13 protein-coding genes are annotated in these 16,683 nt (G+C 69.1%); 7 read left to right on the top strand and 6 right to left on the bottom strand.

Annotated features, from left to right (window positions below; all coding sequences use genetic code 11):
* The first annotated feature begins 137 nt into the window (after window positions 1-137).
* Genes ACFYMC_RS16445 through ACFYMC_RS16430 form a run of 4 tightly spaced genes read left to right on the top strand, consistent with a single transcriptional unit; the run spans window position 138 to window position 5,947 of the window.
* Entirely contained in the window at window positions 138-1,331 is a 1,194-nt protein-coding gene (locus tag ACFYMC_RS16445; RefSeq protein WP_388524920.1) for a CaiB/BaiF CoA transferase family protein, read from the top strand.
* Entirely contained in the window at window positions 1,328-2,470 is a 1,143-nt protein-coding gene (locus tag ACFYMC_RS16440) for an acyl-CoA dehydrogenase family protein (protein ID WP_388524918.1), read from the top strand. The genes ACFYMC_RS16445 and ACFYMC_RS16440 overlap by 4 nt, the downstream gene beginning before the upstream one ends.
* Before the next feature lie 57 nt (window positions 2,471-2,527).
* Window positions 2,528-3,742, top strand: coding sequence for an acetyl-CoA C-acetyltransferase (locus ACFYMC_RS16435; RefSeq protein ID WP_388524915.1), 1,215 nt, complete (start codon window positions 2,528-2,530; stop codon window positions 3,740-3,742).
* A gap of 36 nt (window positions 3,743-3,778) precedes the next feature.
* Window positions 3,779-5,947, top strand: a complete 2,169-nt coding sequence (locus ACFYMC_RS16430) for a 3-hydroxyacyl-CoA dehydrogenase NAD-binding domain-containing protein (protein WP_388524912.1) — start codon at window positions 3,779-3,781, stop codon at window positions 5,945-5,947.
* 32 nt (window positions 5,948-5,979) lie between these two features.
* Here ACFYMC_RS16430 and ACFYMC_RS16425 read toward each other — a convergent pair whose 3' ends face one another.
* Window positions 5,980-6,726 carry a MerR family transcriptional regulator gene (locus tag ACFYMC_RS16425; protein ID WP_388524909.1) on the bottom strand — a complete coding sequence of 249 codons (747 nt, stop codon included), beginning with the start codon at window positions 6,724-6,726 and terminating at the stop codon, window positions 5,980-5,982.
* 95 nt (window positions 6,727-6,821) lie between these two features.
* Here ACFYMC_RS16425 and ACFYMC_RS16420 point away from each other — a divergent pair, with 95 nt between their 5' ends.
* Window positions 6,822-8,651: an AMP-dependent synthetase/ligase gene (locus ACFYMC_RS16420; protein WP_388524906.1), complete on the top strand. Its 1,830-nt coding sequence runs from the start codon at window positions 6,822-6,824 to the stop codon at window positions 8,649-8,651.
* A 68-nt stretch (window positions 8,652-8,719) separates the two neighbouring features.
* Here the strand turns inward: ACFYMC_RS16420 and sph are convergent, their stop codons facing one another.
* Entirely contained in the window at window positions 8,720-9,712 is a 993-nt protein-coding gene (gene sph, locus ACFYMC_RS16415) for a sphingomyelin phosphodiesterase (RefSeq protein WP_388524904.1), read from the bottom strand.
* Between the two features lie 118 nt (window positions 9,713-9,830).
* On the opposite strand from sph, the gene ACFYMC_RS16410 reads away from it, so the two are divergent.
* Window positions 9,831-10,709, top strand: coding sequence for an oxygenase MpaB family protein (locus ACFYMC_RS16410; protein WP_388524902.1), 879 nt, complete (start codon window positions 9,831-9,833; stop codon window positions 10,707-10,709).
* Window positions 10,710-10,787: 78 nt separating this feature from the next.
* Here the strand turns inward: ACFYMC_RS16410 and ACFYMC_RS16405 are convergent, their stop codons facing one another.
* Window positions 10,788-12,329: a M1 family metallopeptidase gene (locus ACFYMC_RS16405; RefSeq protein WP_388524899.1), complete on the bottom strand. Its 1,542-nt coding sequence runs from the start codon at window positions 12,327-12,329 to the stop codon at window positions 10,788-10,790.
* A 180-nt stretch (window positions 12,330-12,509) separates the two neighbouring features.
* Here ACFYMC_RS16405 and ACFYMC_RS16400 point away from each other — a divergent pair, with 180 nt between their 5' ends.
* Entirely contained in the window at window positions 12,510-14,147 is a 1,638-nt protein-coding gene (locus tag ACFYMC_RS16400) for an ABC-F family ATP-binding cassette domain-containing protein (protein WP_388524897.1), read from the top strand.
* Between the two features lie 55 nt (window positions 14,148-14,202).
* Here the strand turns inward: ACFYMC_RS16400 and ACFYMC_RS16395 are convergent, their stop codons facing one another.
* Genes ACFYMC_RS16395 through ACFYMC_RS16385 form a run of 3 tightly spaced genes read right to left on the bottom strand, consistent with a single transcriptional unit; the run spans window position 14,203 to window position 16,656 of the window.
* Window positions 14,203-15,024 carry an SDR family NAD(P)-dependent oxidoreductase gene (locus ACFYMC_RS16395; RefSeq protein ID WP_388524894.1) on the bottom strand — a complete coding sequence of 274 codons (822 nt, stop codon included), beginning with the start codon at window positions 15,022-15,024 and terminating at the stop codon, window positions 14,203-14,205.
* 17 nt (window positions 15,025-15,041) lie between these two features.
* Entirely contained in the window at window positions 15,042-16,199 is a 1,158-nt protein-coding gene (locus ACFYMC_RS16390; protein WP_388524892.1) for an MAB_1171c family putative transporter, read from the bottom strand.
* Complete coding sequence (locus ACFYMC_RS16385) at window positions 16,186-16,656, bottom strand: hypothetical protein (protein WP_388524889.1); 471 nt, start codon at window positions 16,654-16,656, stop codon at window positions 16,186-16,188. The genes ACFYMC_RS16390 and ACFYMC_RS16385 overlap by 14 nt, the downstream gene beginning before the upstream one ends.
* Window positions 16,657-16,683: the final 27 nt, after the last annotated feature.

Genomic DNA, 16,683 nt, shown 5'->3' with positions numbered 1-16,683 from the left:
GGCCACAGGTCACCTTGCATTCCTGAGGGCGGGCGGCCCGGGGCTTGTGCTGAGTGGAACGTGTTCCTAGCATCATTGGTGTTACATCACTAGTGTCACACCACTCGGCATGGTCCGAGGTGTCCTCTGGGGGCTTGATGGCAGAAGCGGAAGCAGCGGCGCAGAACGCCGGCCCGCTGACCGGCGTGCGCGTGCTCGAACTGGCGGGCATCGGCCCGGGACCTTTCGCCGCCATGCTCCTCGCCGACCTCGGGGCGGACGTCGTACGCGTGGACCGACCGGGCGGATCGCCCCTGGGCATCGCACCCGAGCACGATGTCACCAACCGCAACAAGCGTTCAGTGCTCCTCGACCTCAAGACGGACAACGGCCGTGCCCGGGCTCTGGAACTGGCCGCCCGGGCGGACGTGTTGATCGAAGGCTTCCGGCCGGGTGTCGCCGAACGACTGGGTGTCGGCCCCGCCGACTGTCACGCCGTCAATCCGCGCCTGGTGTACGGGCGGATGACCGGCTGGGGTCAGCAGGGTCCGCTCGCCGACCGTGCCGGGCACGACATCGCGTACATCGCCGTCACCGGCGCCCTGGGGTTGATCGGCAGGCCGGAGGAACCGCCCACCGTGCCGGTGAACCTGCTCGGGGACTACGCCGGCGGTTCGCTCTACCTCGTGGTCGGGGTCCTCGCCGCGCTCCAGCACGCCCGGGCGACTGGCACCGGACAGGTCGTCGACGCCGCGATCGTGGACGGAGCGGCACACCTCACCAGCATGATCCACGGGGCGCTGGCCGCCGGGGGCTGGCGCGACCGCCGGGCGGCGAACCTGTTGGACGGAGGCTGCCCCTTCTACGGCGCCTACGAGACCGCCGACGGCCGCCACATGGCCGTCGGGGCGCTGGAGCCCCAGTTCTACGCCGAGTTCACCGAACTCCTGGGGCTCACCTCCGAGCAGGCCGGGGCGCGTGCCGACCTCAGCCGCTGGGAGGAACTGCGCGGCCATGTCGCAGCGGCCTTCCGCACCCGCACCCGCACCGAGTGGTCGGAGGTCTTCGAGCACACCGACGCCTGCGTCGCGCCCGTCCTGTCGCTGCGGGAGGCACCCGAGCATCCGCACCTCGCCGCGCGGGGCACCTTCACCGACCATGGCGGGATCACCCAGCCGGCGCCCGCGCCCCGCTTTTCGGTCACGCCGGTATCGATCCGGCGCGGCCCGGCGTCGCCCGGCGCCGACACCGCGGAGGTGGCCCGCGACTGGGCTCTGCCCGCACTGGAGGCGACCGGCCCCGGCAGCGTCCGACACGACCACAGCCACAGCGAAGATCGGAGCCCGGAGTGAAACGGCAACTGTTCACTGCCGACCACGAGGCATTCCGCGAGACCGTGCGGACCTTCCTCACCAAGGAAGTGGCCCCGCACTACGAACAGTGGGAGAAGGACGGGGTCGTCAGCCGTGACGCCTGGCTGGCGGCCGGGCGGCAAGGACTGCTCGGCCTCGCGGTGCCTGAGGAGTACGGTGGTGGCGGCAACCTCGACTTCCGGTATGCCGCCGTCATCGCCGAGGAGTTCACCCGCGCCGGCGCGCCGGGACTGGCCCTGGGGTTGCACAACGACGTCATCGGCCCCTATCTGACCTCCCTGGCCACCGAGGAGCAAAAGCGCCGCTGGCTCCCCGGCTTCTGCAGCGGGGAGATCGTCACCGCCATCGCGATGACCGAGCCGGGCGCCGGTTCCGACCTCCAGGGCATTCGCACCACGGCTGAAGACCGTGGTGACCACTGGTTGTTGAACGGTTCCAAGACGTTCATCTCCAATGGGATCCTGGCGGACCTCGTGATCGTCGTTGCCAAGACCACGCCGGAGGGGGGTGCGCACGGGCTGAGTCTCTTGGTCGTCGAACGGGGCATGGTCGGCTTCGAGCGGGGGCGCAACCTCGACAAGATCGGCCAGAAGGCCCAGGACACCGCGGAGTTGTTCTTCCGGGATGTCGTCGTACCCAAGGAGAACCTGCTCGGTCAGCGAGACGGCGCATTCGTGCACCTGATGACCAATCTCGCGCAGGAGCGCCTGGGTATCGCGATGGCTGCGATCGCAGCCGCCGAACACCTTCTGGAGATCACCACGGCCTACGTCAAGGAGCGGGAGGCCTTCGGTCGGCCGCTCTCCAGGCTCCAGCACATCCGTTTCGAGATAGCCGAGATGGCGACCGAGTGCGCCGTCACCCGCAGTTTCCTGGACCGGTGCATCGCCGACCACTCGCGGGGCGAGCTCGATGCCGTGCACGCCTCGATGGCCAAGTGGTGGGCCACCGAGCTGCAAAAGCGGGTCGCTGATCGCTGCCTTCAACTGCACGGCGGCTACGGCTACATGACGGAGTACCGGGTGGCCAGGGCCTTCACTGACGGTCGTATCCAGACCATCTACGGCGGTACCACCGAGATCATGAAGGAGATCATCGGCCGCTCCCTGCTGGGCTGACCCTTCCCCCCGCCACTCCTCGCCGCCCCTCCCGGCGTCCTTTCGAAAGGCTTTGAGTTGAGTTCCGAAGCGTACGTGTACGACGCGATCCGCACCCCGCGTGGCCGTGGCAAGGCCAATGGGGCCCTGCACGGCACCAAGCCGATCGACCTGGTCGTCGGAGTGATCCACGCGCTGCGCGACCGTAATCCCGACCTCGACATGGCCGCCGTGGACGACATCGTGCTCGGCGTCGTCGGGCCGGTGGGCGATCAGGGCTCCGACATCGCCCGTATCGCTGCCATCGCGGCAGGCCTACCGGACACCGTGGCCGGGGTGCAGGAGAACCGCTTCTGTGCCTCGGGGCTTGAGGCCGTCAACATGGCTGCGGCCAAGGTCCGTTCCGGTTGGGAGGACCTGGTCCTTGCCGGTGGCGTGGAGTCGATGTCGAGGGTCCCGATGGCTTCGGACGGTGGCGCTTGGTTCGCCGACCCGATGACCAACTTCGACACTGGTTTCGTCCCGCAGGGCATCGGGGCCGATCTGATCGCCACCGTCGAGGGCTTCTCCCGACGGGACGTGGACGAGTACGCGGCGCTGTCCCAGGAGCGGGCCGCGGCAGCGTGGAAGGACGGCCGCTTCGCGCGCTCGGTCGTCCCGGTCACCGACCGCACCGGTCTGGTCGTCCTCGATCACGACGAGTTCATTAGGCCGGGCACCACGGCCGACTCCCTCGCCCGTCTGAAGCCCTCCTTCGCCGACATCGGTGAACTCGGCGGCTTCGACGCGGTGGCCCTGCAGAAGTACCACTGGGTGGAGCGGATCGACCACGTCCACCACGCGGGCAACTCCTCCGGCATCGTCGACGGAGCCTCCTTGGTCGCCATCGGGTCGCGGGAGGTGGGCGAGCGCTACGGACTCGCTCCGCGCGCTCGGATCGTCTCCGCCGCGGTGTCCGGCTCCGAGCCGACCATCATGCTCACCGGACCCGCCCCGGCCACCCGCAAGGCTCTGGCGAAGGCCGGTCTCGGCATGGACGACATCGACCTGGTCGAGATCAACGAGGCCTTCGCGGGAGTGGTCCTGCGGTTCGTCAAGGACATGGGAATCAGCCTCGACAAGGTCAACGTCAACGGCGGGGCCATCGCGATGGGGCATCCACTGGGGGCCACCGGAGCGATGATCCTGGGCACTTTGGTCGACGAACTGGAACGCCAGGACAAGCGCTATGGCCTGGCCACCTTGTGCGTCGGCGGCGGCATGGGCATCGCCACCATCGTCGAGCGTGTCTGACCCCGCCCCTCCCCACCCCCTTACGGAGCAGCAACCATGAGCGAGTCCAGCACGATCCGCTGGGAGTCGGACGAGAACGGCGTCGTCACCCTCGTCCTCGATGACCCCGGCCAGTCCGCCAACACCATGAACCAGGCGTTCATGGACTCCATCACGGCCGTCGCCGATCGAGCCGAGGCCGAGCGGGACGCCATCCGCGGCATCATCGTCACCTCCGCGAAGAAGACGTTCTTCGCGGGCGGAGACCTCAAGGACATGATCCAGCTGGGGCCCGAGCACGCCCAGTTGGCCTTCGACAAGGGCATGGCGGTCAAGCGGGCCCTGCGCCGGATCGAGACGCTGGGTAAGCCGGTGGTCGCGGCGATCAACGGGGCAGCCCTCGGGGGCGGTTACGAGATCGCCCTGGCCTGTCACCACCGGATCGCCCTGGACGCTCCCGGTTCGAGGATCGGTCTGCCCGAGGTGACCCTCGGCCTGTTGCCGGCCGGTGGCGGCGTCACGCGCACCGTGCGGCTGATGGGCATCGCTGACGCGCTGCTGAAGGTGCTGCTCCAGGGCACCCAGTACAGTCCCCGGCGTGCCGTGGAAAACGGACTGGTACATGAACTGGCCCGTGATCCGCAGGAGATGATGGTCAAGGCCCGTGCCTTCATCGATGCGCACCCCGAGTCCCACCAGTCTTGGGACGCTCCCGGCTACCGCATTCCCGGCGGCACCCCGGCCAATCCCAAGTTCGCGGCGAACCTGCCGGCGTTCCCGGCCAATCTCAAGAAGCAGTTGAACGGCGCTCCCTATCCCGCCCCCCGCAACATCCTTGCGGCGGCCGTGGAAGGTTCCCAGGTCGACTTCGAGACCGCCCAGGTCATCGAGGCCCGCTATTTCACCGAGTTGGTGACCGGCCAGACCGCGAAGAACATGATCCAGGCGTTCTTCTTCGACCTCCAGGCAGTCAACTCCGGAGCTAGCCGTCCGCAGGGCGTGCCGTCCCGCCCGGTCCGCAAGGTCGCAGTCCTCGGTGCCGGCATGATGGGCGCGGGCATCGCGTACTCCTGTGCCCGCGCCGGAATCGAGGTGGTCCTCAAGGACGTCTCCTTGGAGTCCGCGGCGCGCGGCAAGGAGTATTCGCACAAGCTCCTGGACAAGGCGGTGGCGCGAGGTCGGAGCACGGAGGCCAAGAAGGCGCAGCTGCTGGCCCGGATCACCCCGACTGCCGACGCTGCCGATCTGGCCGGCTGCGACGCGGTGATCGAGGCGGTCTTCGAGGACACCGCGCTCAAGCACAAGGTCTTCGAGGAGATCCAGGGCGTTGTCGAGCCCGACGCGCTGTTGTGCTCCAACACCTCCACACTGCCCATCACGGTACTGGCGGAGGGGGTAGAGCGTCCCGAGGACTTCGTCGGCCTGCACTTCTTCTCCCCGGTGGACAAGATGCCGTTGGTGGAGATCATCAAGGGCGGGCGCACCGGGGACGAGGCCCTGGCCCGTGCCTTCGACCTGGTGCGACAGATCAACAAGACACCGATCGTCGTCAACGACAGCCGGGGGTTCTTCACCTCACGGGTCATCGGCCAGTTCATCAACGAAGGCGTCGCGATGGTGGGGGAGGGTATCGAGCCCGCTTCCATCGAGCAGGCGGCCGGGCAGGCCGGCTACCCGGCCAGGGTGCTTTCGTTGATGGACGAGTTGACCCTCACCCTTCCCCGCAAGATCCGCAACGAGACCCGGCGGGCCTTCGAGGAGGCCGGCCGCACGTGGACCGCCCACCCGGCGGACCAAGTCATCGACCGCATGGTCGACGAGTTCGCTCGCCCCGGTCGAAGCGGTGGCGCCGGCTTCTACGAGTACGTCGACGGGCAGCGGACGGGGATCTGGCCGGGGCTGCGGGAGCACTTCACCCGGTCCGGGGCGCAGATCCCGTTCGAGGACATGAAGGAGCGCATGCTCTTCTCGGAGGCACTGGACACCGTGCGGTGCCTGGAGGAGGGCGTGCTGACCTCGGTCGCTGACGCCAACATCGGCTCCATCATGGGGATCGGATTCCCGGCCTGGACCGGTGGCGTCCTCCAGTACATCAACGGCTACGAGGGCGCGCTACCCGGCTTCGTGGCGCGCGCCCGCGAGTTGGCCGATCGCTACGGTGAGCGGTTCGAGCCGCCGGCCTTGCTGCTGGCCAAGGCCGAGCGGGGAGAGACCTTCGGCGACTGAGCGCACGCCCGGAGGGCTCCGACCGGGCCGGGCTACCGGCCCGGGCCGGAGCCCTCCTCCGCGTCGAACGCCGCCCGCAGCTCCTGCCGCAGCGACCGCTGGAAGGCCGTGACCAGCGCCTGCACCACGAGGGGTTGCATATGGGCGGACAGGGATTTCATCGCCTCCACCTGCGCGGCGTCGGGCTCCTCCCGCGTGAAGGGTCCCCACACCTCGTCCCGGAAGAGCCGGGTGAGTTCCTGGGCTGCTGCCCGTGCGTGTTCCAACAGGACGTTGCGTGCAGTCAGGATCGTCTCGTGGGAGATGGGCACGTCCAAGAGGGCCACCCCGAGTCGCAGCAGACCGAGGTCCACCCGGTACTCCCCGTGCCGGTCGGTCGTCAGTACGTTCATGGCCGTCAGCCGCCGCACATCGTCTTCGGACAGGCCACGTCCGGCGCGTGCCTCCAACTCGGCGCGTGAGGTCTGCTCGGAGGCGTCCGGCACCCATGCAGTGATCAACGCCCGGTGGATCGCCAGGTCATGAGCGCTCAGGTCCGCCGGCAGAGCGTCCAGGTAGCGCTCGATCGCGCTCAACGTCATTCCCTGGTGCTGTAGTTCTTCGATCAGCGCCAGCCTGGACAGGTGTTCGGGACCATAGTGTCCCACCCTGCGCGGTCCGATCGCGGGAGGGGGCAAAAGGCCCCGCGTGCTGTAGAACCGTACGGTACGAACGGTGACACCCGCCCGGGCCGCGAGTTCATCGACCGTGAGCGTGGGCTCTTGGGCCTGGGTGGTCATCGCCTGTGCCTCGCTCTCTGATCCTGCACCTCAACGCACCTCGGTTCAACAGTATTGCTGTCGCACCAATGATGTGAAACGGCCAGGAGTCCGCCATGCCCACCACCTTGGAACTGCCCGGACCACCCGAGACGATCACCCTTCCCGCGCTGCTCGCGCGCAACGCCACCACGTACGGCCATCTTCCGGCCCTGTCCTGGCGCACCGCCGGCGGCGCGTGGGCCACTCTCACCTGGGCCGAGGTCCGACGCAAGGTCGCCGTCCTCGCCGCCGGCTACACCGCCCTGGGCATCGACCGGGGTGAACACGTCCTGATGATGGTGGGCAACCGCCCCGAGCACTGGCTCAGCGACCTCGCCTTGGTCCACCTCGGTGCCGTGCCGGTCACCGTCTACGGCACCAGTGCCCCCGGCCAGATCGCCCATATCGCCCGGCACAGCCGGGCACGGTTCGCGCTCCTCGAAGGCGCCCGTGAACTACCGCGCTGGGAGCCGCTGCTGGCCGAGGAGAGCGTGCCGCTGGCGCAGCTGATCGTCGTCGAGGAGGCCGAGGCGGGCGGTCATCGCAGCTACGGATCCGTGTACGCCAGTGGGACCCGCCTGCACGACCCGCAGTCCTTCGAGAAGGTCTGGCGCCAGGCCCGGCCCGAGGACCCGCTCACCGTCGTGTACACCTCGGGCACCACCGGCGACCCCAAGGGCGTTCGTCTCAGCCACCGCAACATCCTCTTGCAGTCCGTCCGGCTCGATGCCATGACCGAGCTGCCCGAACACGCCGAGCACATCTGCTACCTGCCCTTCGCCCACATCGCGGAGCGCATCCTCGGCATCTACCTGCCGCTGCTGCGCGCGGCGCACGTGCGGCTGTGCGCCGAGCCGACGGCCGTCGCCGCCGCGGTGCGGGAACTGCACCCCGTGCAGTTCTTCGGCGTACCCCGGGTGTGGGAGAAGCTCGCGGCGTCGTTGCGGGCCGCCCTCGCCGCCCTGCCGGAGGAACAACGGCGGGCCATCGACACTGCTGCCGAGATCGCCCGCAGTCACGCGTCGCACCGGGAGGAGGGTCGCGCGGTACCCGCCGAGCTGGCTGCTTCCTACGCGCGGGTGAAGTCCCAGGTCCTCGATCCGGTGCTGTCCCTGGCCGGACTGGACCGGCTGAGCTGGACGGGCAGCGCCACCGCCCCGATGCCGATCGAGGTGGTCCGCTTCTGGGCGGGCTTCGGCCTCACGATCATGGACGCCTGGGGGCTGACGGAGACCTCCGGGGTGTGCACGGTCAACAGCCCCGAGGTGTTCCGGCTCGGGTCGGTGGGGCGCCCGATCCAAGGGGTGGAGCTGCGGATCGCGGAGGACGGCGAGATCCTGGCCAGGGGGGCGACTGTCTTCGACGGCTACCTGCGCGAGGACGGAACCGTGGAGAGCGCCTGCGACGCGGAGGGCTGGTTCCCCACCGGCGACATCGGTCGCCTCGACGAGGAGGGCTTCTTGTGGCTGACCGACCGCAAGAAGGAACTGATCGTCACCTCGAACGGCAAGAACGTCTCCCCGGCGCTTGTCGAGAACACCCTCAAGGAGCACCCGCTGATCGGGCAGGCGTTCGCTCACGGGGACGGACGGTCCTACCTGGTGGCGCTGCTGGTGCTCGATCCCGAGCTGGCCCCGGCCTGGGCGAAAGCCCGCGGGATCAGCTCCGCGGACGGCCTCGCCGGGCTGGTCGACCACCCCGCGGTCCAACAGGAGGTGGAACGGGCGGTCGCGGCGGCGAACGCCCGGCTCAACCGCACCGAGCAGATCAAACGCCACCGGCTGCTCAGCCGTGAGTGGGGACCGGACAGCGGTGAGCTGACGCCCTCGCTGAAACTGCGCCGCGCGGTGATCCGCGAGCAGTACGGCACGGTTCTCGACTCCCTCTACGAACCGGGAAGCTGAGACGCCCGGTGGCCGCAGGCCGGCTGCAACCGGCCTGCGGCCACCCGGAGCTACCCCCGGAGCACGCCTCAGCGTGCCGAACCGGTCACCGGGTAGTGGTCGGAGAGGTTGGTGTAGGTGTAGCTCTTGCCCCAGCTGGAGACGGTCCAGGGCGCGCTCTGCTCCTTGATCACGTCGTTGTTCCAGCCGCCCGGTCGGACGTGGCCGGCCCGGTGCAGCACGTAGTCGAGGTCCTCGCGCGGGTCGGAGGGGTAGCGGTCCTTCGCGATTGAGTTGTCCCGGGTGTCGAAGGAGTACGGGTGTCCGGTCCGGGTGTCGCTGGCGGCGAGGTCGGCGTCCGCGAGCATGCTGGCGTACTCGGGGGTACGGGAGTCGACGTTCATGTCTCCCGCGACGATGACCTGCTCGTCGGCCGGAATGTTCTTGGCGTCGAGGAAGGAGTCGATCGTCTTGAACTGGCGGGAGCGCATCCGGGCCGCCTCGCCGGAACCACAACCGGGGTCGGTGGACTGCGCGTGGGTGCCCACCACGTGCACCTTGGTGCCGCCCACGTTCAGCACCACGTAGGCGAAGCCCTTGTTGGACCACCAGTCGGCGCCGCAGGCGTCCTTGTAGACCCACTGCTCCTTGTGCACGATCGGCCACTTGCTGAGGATCGTCACGCCGCCGTCCTCCGGTGTGGTCGAGGAGTAGGAGCCGCCGGTGGCGTCCCAACCGCTCTTGGTGCGACCGACCACCGGGGTCTGGTACGGGTACTGCGAGGCGGACCGGCTCTTGAGGGAGTCCGAGGAGGAGTTGTCGAAGGCCTCTTGGAGGACCACGACGTCGTGCCCCTGGAAGAAGGGCGCACTGGCTATCGCCTGGGCGCGGTGGTCCTGTCCCCAGTTCGGATACAGGGTCTTGCTGAAGAGGAAGACGTTGTACGACAGGACGCTCAGGTTCGGCGTCGAGGCGGTCTGCGCCTGTGCGGTGCCCGTGGGCACGGTGGTGGCCAGCGCGGCTGCGACGACGGTCGCGGCGAGAGCGGCAAGGCGGCTACGGCGGGGGGTGGAGAACGGCATCAAGTCTCCTGCTGCCTGTGGGTTACCGACGGGAAAGTTGCGGCGGGCGCCATCAAAGCAGCCGGAGTTACTTCGAGGTAACACTCGTGCACCGGGAATCTTGACGGACCATGTATCCATGAGGGGCGATTGCGCACAGACCACGAGTCCACCCCAGCTGCCCACGGACGGGCTCCTGTGGCACCTCGCCGGAGACGTCCGGGCGCTGCTGATCCTGCCGCCCTCCTTCGTCCTGGAAACGGCTCATCCGTCCGTCGGCGCCGGGGTGGACGACCACTCCGTCTTCCGCAGTGACCCCTGGGGACGCGCCGTTCGCTCGGTGAGCTCCGTGCAGCAGTGGGTCTACGGAGGCCAGGAGGCGGCCCGGGAGGGGCGACGGTTGCGCCGACTGCACCGCGACATCCGGGGGACCGACCCGCGCGGACGGCCCTACCACGCGCTGGAAGCGGGCACCTACGCCTGGGTGCACAACGCGGGTTTTCCCGTCTACCTGCACGCCGTGGGCTATTTGTGGCGCCCCCTCGACGAAACCCAGCGCCACCGGCTCTACGCCGAATGGCGGCTGCTCGGGAAGGTCCTCGGTATCAACGAACGGGAGCTGCCCGCGACCCTGGAGGACTTCTGGCCTTACTACGCGCGGATCCGGGACGAGGTGTTGGAGCCGACCGTGGTCGCTCGGGAGCTCCTGGCGACCGACCTACCACTGAGCGCGCCCGACCGGGGCCCGCGCTGGCTCCGCACAGCGCTGAGGCTCCTTTGGCCGGTGCTGCGCAAGCCCTTCCTGCGGCTGCGCGCCTTCGTCACGGTGGGCTACCTCCCGCCGGACGCCCGGGCGGCCTTGGGCCTTGAGTGGACCGAGCGCCAGGAGCGCCGCTTGAGGCGGTTGAGCACCGTACTGCGCTACACGGTGCCGCTGCTCCCCGCCCGGCTGCGTTGGCTGCCGCTGGCCCGTGCTGCCCGTGCTGCCCGTGCGCCCTCGCGTGGCCGAGCAGTATGACCTTGACGGCGTGGGAGCCGTACGCGCCAGTGCCGGTGCGGCGCCGGTTCCACCGCCGGCGCCGCACCGGGCGAGAGGTCAGTGGCCCCCGGTGTCGTGGACAGTGTTGGTCGCGGCGATCTTCTTCCAGGAGCGGGGCTGCGGCGCGGGGTGCACCCGTTCGACGCTCCGGTGCGCCGCGGGACCGGCACCCGCGCCGGTCTTCGACCGGGCTTGCCCGGGCGCGGTCGGCACGGCGGGTTTCGCCGGCTGGTACAGCCAGGTGTCGAAGAGTGTCGCCAGCGGTTTGCCGGAGACCCGCTCGGCGTACCGGAGGAAGTCGGTCACCGTGGCGTTGCCGTAGGCGCGCTCGGTGGGCCACCCCTTGAGGATCTTGAAGAAGCTGCGGTCACCGACCTCGTTGCGCAGGGCCTGGACGGCGAGGGCGCCGCGGTCGTAGACGGCGATGTGGAACTGGTTCTCCGGCCCCGGGTCCGCCGGTGCCACCTGCCAGAACGGGTCCTCGGCCGGACGCGTTGCGTACACCCAGTCAGCGAGCTCCTGAGCGGTGCCCTCGCCCTCCTCCTCGGACCAAAGCCACTGGGCGTAGCGGGCGAACCCCTCGTTGAGCCAGATGTCCTTCCACCCGGAGACCGAGACGCTGTCCCCGTACCACTGGTGGGCGAGTTCGTGGACGACGACCGAGACGTTCGAGCCGGCCGCGAACTGGCGCGGGCTGTAGTAGGGCCTGGTCTGCGTCTCCAGCGCATAGCCGGTGGTCACATTGGGCACGTAGCCGCCCAGCGCGTTGAAGGGGTACGGGCCGAGATTTTGGCTGAGCCACTCGACCACCTCGGTGGTCCGTTCCACACTGGCGCGGGCGGCGCCGGCATTGTCGCCGAGGTCCTTGCTGTAGGCGTTCACCACCGGAAGGCCATCGGAGGTCGTGCCTGTGGTGATGTCGAAACGGCCGACGGCGAGGGTGGCCAGATAGGTGGCCTGCGGCTTGTTGGAACGCCAGTTGAAGCGGGTCCAGCCCAGCTTGGAGCTCTGGGAACGCAGCACTCCGTTGCTGATCGCCTGGGTCCCGTCGGGCACGCTGACGGAGATGTCGAAGGTGGCCTTGTCCAGAGGGTGGTCGTTGCTGGGGAACCACCAGGCAGCCGCCTCGGGCTCCTGGGCGATGACCCCGCCGTCGGGGGTGCGGTGCCAGGCGGTCCACCCGCCGATCTTGAGCTGGGAGGGTTTACCGGCGTACTTGACCACCATGGTGATCTGCTGGTTCTTGGGCAGGGGGGTGGCGGGAGTGACCTCCAGCTCCTGATCACCCGATCTTGTGAAGGCTGCTTTCACACCGCCGACCCGGATCTCGCTCACCTTGAGGCCGAAGTCGAGGTTGAAGCGTGACAGGTCCTGGGTCGTTGTGGCGAGCAGGGTGGCGGTGCCTCGGAGCAGATCGGTCTTCGGTTGGTACTGCAACCTCAGGTCGTAGTGCGAAACGTCATAGCCGCCGTTGCCACTGGCCGGGTAGTAGGGATCGCCGAGGCCTGGCGCGCCCGGTGTGTAGCCCGCGGCTGCTGCTGGGATCACCAGCAGGAGGGAGGCTGCTAACACGCTCGGGGCAATGACTCTGCGGTGCACGGTAGCTCCAAGTGGTAGGGGCCGTAGTTCCGTTCGATCGTATTCACCCCCGGAAACCCCAGCCATGTCCATGGCACCTGCTGTCCCACGATCGCCATTCGGCCGCCATGGCCCCGCGAGTGTTCAGCGGGATTCCCCGTGTTCGAAGCCGCGCCGCACCCGATTAGGATCTGGACCCTGATGACTGCAACCCTCGTCGCCAAGGACCTCGCCGCCGGCCACGGCGAACGCTCCCTCTTCAGCGGCCTCGACCTGGTCCTCGCCCCCGGTGACGTGATCGGGCTCGTCGGCGTCAACGGAGCCGGAAAGTCCACTTTGCTTCGGCTGCTGGCCGGTCTGGACACTCCAGAGACGGGTGAGCTGCGGCTCTCCCCGCCCACCGCGACCGTGGGCCACCTGCCTCAGGAGCCCGAACGCCGCCCGGGCGAATCGGTCCGCGACTTCCTCGCTCGACGCACGGGCGTCGCCGCCGCGCAGGCCGAGCTGGACGCCGCCACCCAGGCCCTGGTCGACGGCGCGCCGGGCTCCGACGACGCCTACGCCCAGAGCCTGGAGCGTTGGCTCGATCTCGGCGGTGCCGATCTCGACGAAAGGGCCGAGGAGGTGGCCGACTCCCTTGGCCTCGCCATCAGCCTGGAGCTGCCCATGACGGCCCTCTCCGGAGGTCAGGCGGCCCGTGCGGGCCTCGCCTCACTGCTGCTCTCCCGGTATGACGTCTTCCTGCTCGACGAGCCCACCAACGACCTCGACCTCGACGGCCTGGATCGGCTCGAAGCCTTCGTCAAGGGCCTGCGCTCGGGCACCGTCCTCGTCAGTCACGACCGGGAGTTCCTCACCCGCACCGTCACCAAGGTCTTGGAACTCGACCTCGCGCAACAGCAGGTCAACCTCTACGGAGGCGGCTACGAGGCCTATCTTGAGGAACGCGACACCGCCCGCAGGCACGCCCGCGAGGAGTACGAGGAGTACGCCGACAAGCGCTCGTCCCTGGAGGGGCGGGCGCAGATGCAGCGCTCCTGGATGGACAAGGGCGTCAAGAACGCCCGCCGCAAGTCCTCGGACAACGACAAGATCGGCCGGAAGTTCCGCAGCGAGGCGAGCGAGAAGCAGGCGGCCAAGGCCCGGCAGACCCAACGCATGATCGAACGCCTGGACGTGGTGGACGAGCCCCGCAAGGAATGGGAGCTCCGGATGGAGATCGCCTCCGCCCCGCGCTCCGGCGCGGTCGTCGCCACGCTCCGGGAAGCAACCGTGACCCGGGGCGGGTTCACCCTCGGACCGCTGAGCCTCCAGATCGACTGGGCGGATCGGATCGCCATCACCGGCGCCAACGGCTCCGGCAAGTCCACCTTCCTTGCCGCGCTGTTGGGGCGTCTGCCGCTGGACTGCGGTGCCGCGCACCTGGGTTCGGGCGTCCTGGTGGGTGAGGTGGACCAGGCGCGCGGGCTGTTCCTCGGGGACGAGCCCCTCCTGGAAGCCTTCGCGGTCGCCGTGCCGGAGATGGAACCGGCCGAGGTGCGAACCCTGTTGGCGAAGTTCGGCCTCAAGGCCGCCCATGTGCTGCGGCCGGCGGCCACGCTGTCGCCGGGTGAACGCACGCGGGCCGCCCTCGCCCTCCTCCAGGGGCGTGGCGTGAACCTTCTGGTACTGGACGAGCCGACCAACCACCTTGACCTGCCGGCCATCGAGCAACTCGAATCGGCCCTCGAAGCCTATGAGGGGACCTTGTTGCTCGTCACCCACGACCGTCGGATGTTGGACGCGGTATGCACCAACCGTCGGCTGACCGTCTCGCAGGGGCGGGTGACCGAGGGCTGAGACCGTCCTGCGGCGGGGGCCCGAAGCCCACGACCGTAGACGCCGCGACACCAGGTCAGTGGGAGGGGCGACCGCTTTCGCAAGCGCCGGCTGCCGCTCCCGTAGGAGCGTGCCTCTTGCGGGCCAGCCGTTGCGCCACCGTGGTGCGGGGCAGATGGCGGACCGCATGGGCGTACAGCTTGTACCGCCAGCCGGTCACGCTGAGTGGGCGACCCTTGGCCAGGTCCCGAAGGGCCCCGGCGGCCACATCGTCCGGATCCAGCCAGACGCTGTCGCGCAGCGCACTGACGTCCATGCCTGCGCGCTGTTGGAACTCGGTGCGGGTGAAGCCGGGAACCACGGCCAGCACGCGTACGCCATGCGGCGCGAGGTCCACGCGCAGGGATTCACTGAACGCGGTGACCCAGGCCTTGGCCGCGCCGTAGGTGCCGGTGGGGAGGAGCCCGGCCACCGAGGAGACGTTGAGGACCGCCCCGCGCCCGCGGGCCCGCAGGCCCGGCACCGCTGCGTGGGTGAGACGCAGCGGGACGCGCACCAACAGGTCCAGGAGGCGTTCCTCGTCCTCCACCGGACTGTGGGGGAAGGGTGCGGGCAGGCCGAAGCCGGCGTTGTTGACCAGGATGTCGACCGGCGGGTGGCCGTGTTCACCACGGGCCGCGAGCCGCTCCTCTACAGTGCGGCACTGCTCCGGGACGAGCAGATCGGCGGCCAGGACCTCCACCGACACTCCGAAGCAGGTGCGCAGGGTGTCCGCGGTCGACGCCAGCCGCTCGGCGTCCCGGGCCACCAGGACCAGATGGACGCCCTTGGCGGCGAGGCGGTGGGCGAAGGCGGCGCCGATGCCGGAGGTGGCGCCGGTGATCAGGGCGGTGGGCATGCGGCGGATCTCTTTTCTCAGGATCGGGCGGAGAAGGACCGGGCGGCCGGTGAGGTGTATGCCGCGGCGACCGCCATCAGGAACTGCTTCTCGTCCTCCAGGCCGTGCCCGCCGAAGGCACCGGCGCCGAATCCGCCCTGCTGCTGTGGGTCTCCGGCCAGTTTCGCCGCCCGGGCTCTTCTGATCACGCAGGCGAGCACGGCAGCCTCGCCGTCGGCGCCGGCCTCGGAGCCTCGGACGTGTTCTCTGGCCAGGTCAGGAACTTCGGGGGCGACGTAGTCGGCGAGCAGCAAGATGGCGTCGCGGGTCTCGATCACCTTGCGGTACACCAGCAGCTGACGGGGCATGGGCGGCCACAGGAGCTCCCACAGTCGGGCCCGGGGCTTGTTCAGGGCCACGTGTGGCACGGCCTGCACCAGGTCGCTCCATAGTGGCCACAACCGCCAGGCCGCTGTCACCTCGGCCACGGTGCGCCGCAGGGTGAACAGGGTTGGTACCAAGATGGCGGCGGCGCGCAGGAAGGCGTGCAGGTTCATCAGCAAGGGCAGGTACGGTAGCGGCCAGCCCGCCCCGGACAGTGCTTTGACCAGGTAGCCCAGCCAGAAGAGCCCGGCCAGGGCCGTGCCCAGCCCGAACAGTTGGAGCCCTGCGGACAGCGCCCGACTCTCGGCGACCCTGCTGTAGCGCCAGCAGACGTAGACGCAGACGGTGTTGGCGAGTAGGTGGGCGCCGATCAAGGTCAGCCAGTAGGCAAGCGAAGGCACGGGGGAACCCTGTGGCGGGATGCCATGGGCGCCGTGGTCGGCGCTTGCGAAGTCCAGGCCCAGCAGCCCGAGGAGGAGAAGGGTGGCGGTGACCCAGGACGCGGTCTGCAGGCGGCGTCCGCTGGTGGTCGCCGCGACGAAGTAGAGCACCGCCCCGGCGGAGAGCACGCCGATGAAATTCCGGGTGAGCGCCACCAGATGGGCCGAACCAGGGTCTTCGGTGGCCAGTTCGACCACGGCGGGCAGGTTCAAGGTCATGGCGGCGGCTGCGGTGGCCACAGCCAGCCACAGACCGCGCTGCTGAGGTGAGTGCAGGGCTGCGCGGGAGCGGGCCAGGACCGCGAGCCACAGGGCTATCACGCCCGGGACGGCGAGCGCGTTGCCGAACTGCGCTATGTCATCGCTGGACATAGGAGGCCCTCACGCCGAAAGCCGAGTCCAGCTTCTCCAGGGTGCACTGCACGGTCCCCTCCTCCGGCGAGCCCGAGGGGGGCGGATCGCCTGCGCGGGTGCGTATCAAGCTGGCCAGGAGTTCGGCCTCCTGCTCCTGCCGGGTGGTGTAGTTGGTGCGGCCCATGATCCGTGGTGGCTGCCCGTCCGCTCCGCCTTCGCCAGTGAGGGAGTTGTGGCCGAAGAGGATGTGTCCGAGCTCGTGCAGGATGATGTGTTCCCGGTGCACGCGCGTGGTCTGCGCCTCGTAGAAGACGTAGTCCTCGTGGTCGGTACCGATCCACAGTCCGCAGACGCCGCTCTCGGCGGCTTCCTTGGGCAGCGGGTGCAGACGGATGGGCCGTCCCCGCCGCTGCGCTATCCGGTCGCACAGGTCGTCGATGGAGAACGGGATCGGCAGGTCCAACTCGCCGAGCATCGCTTGGCACCGTCTGCGTAACTTGAG

The organism is Streptomyces sp. NPDC006879 (assembly GCF_042869595.1).
In the GTDB taxonomy this organism is placed as follows: Bacteria; Actinomycetota; Actinomycetes; order Streptomycetales; family Streptomycetaceae; genus Streptomyces.
The sequence above is the reverse complement of the archived record's forward strand: the minus strand, read 5'-3'. Positions and strand labels throughout refer to the sequence as shown.